At 70.8% G+C, this 972-nt stretch carries 1 protein-coding gene; it reads right to left on the bottom strand.

Annotated elements, in window-relative coordinates; translation table 11 throughout:
• Positions 1-972, bottom strand: a 972-nt coding sequence (locus tag G3O06_RS48430; RefSeq protein ID WP_205820481.1) for a cellulose biosynthesis cyclic di-GMP-binding regulatory protein BcsB, incomplete at both ends; no start/stop codon positions are given.

Below are 972 nucleotides of genomic sequence, written 5' to 3'. Positions count from 1 at the left end.
CTTCGGTCAGGCCGACGCCGTTGCGCCAGCGCTCCTTCACCGAGAACGCGACGCGCGCGGCGCCTTCGCCTCCGGCGCCGCCCTGCTCGCCGATCACGAGCGGCAGTGCCGAGCGCCAGTGCGCGAGCAGCGGCGACGCGGGCGAGCCGTCGATCACGAGCAGATCCTTGCTGCCCGACAGCGCGGCGACGTCGCCGGGCCGCGCGACCTGCACGCGCAGCGCCGGGAAGCCGGTCCATTCGCCCATGTGGCCGAGCATCGTCAGGTAGGCCTCGAGCTCCTGCGGCGACGGCCGGTCAGGCATCACGACGGCCGTCTGCGACAGGTCGGCGTAGCGCGTGAACGGAAAGCCACTGTTCGCGAAGAACGCGAGGTTCGGCAATTGCGCGTAATGGACGAAGTGCGAGAAGTCGATCGTCGAATCGGGATCGATCGCCGCACGCTGCGGCTCGGTCGCCGTGCTCGAGCACAGGCCCGTCTTCTGCGAGTCGAGCGTGAAGCGGAACTGCAGCTGGTTGCCGCTGCCGACCCGGAACGCCGGGATGTCGACGTCGCTCGTCACGCGCCCTTCGGGCACCGACAGCAACGGCAGCTGCATCCGGCCGTGCGCATCCTCGGCTTGAGCCGGCCCGAGACGGTACGACTTCACGAGCTGTTCGTTGATCTCGACGGCGAGCGTCGAGTTGTCCTGCACCGTCGGCGCCGTGTAGCGGTAGCGCAGCGTGATCGGCACGCCTGCGCCGTTCCACGAATGCAGATCGGCCGGCACGCGCAGGTTCAGGCGGATCGCGTCGGGCGTCGTGCCGCGCACTTCCAGATCGCGCGTATCGGACACGAGCTCGCGGAACGCGATCGGCCGGTTCACGGGCAGCCAGCGCGGCGCGTCGTACGGCTTGCGCGGCGCGCCGAGATCGACGTGCGCGACCGTCGCCGCCGGCCCCGACAGCGCCACGCGGCCGAGCACGAGCGTCG

The sequence above is a fragment of the Burkholderia sp. Ac-20345 genome, assembly GCF_017104825.1.
Classification (GTDB): domain Bacteria; phylum Pseudomonadota; class Gammaproteobacteria; order Burkholderiales; family Burkholderiaceae; genus Burkholderia; species Burkholderia lata_B.
This window is presented reverse-complemented; position numbering and strand designations above follow the sequence as displayed.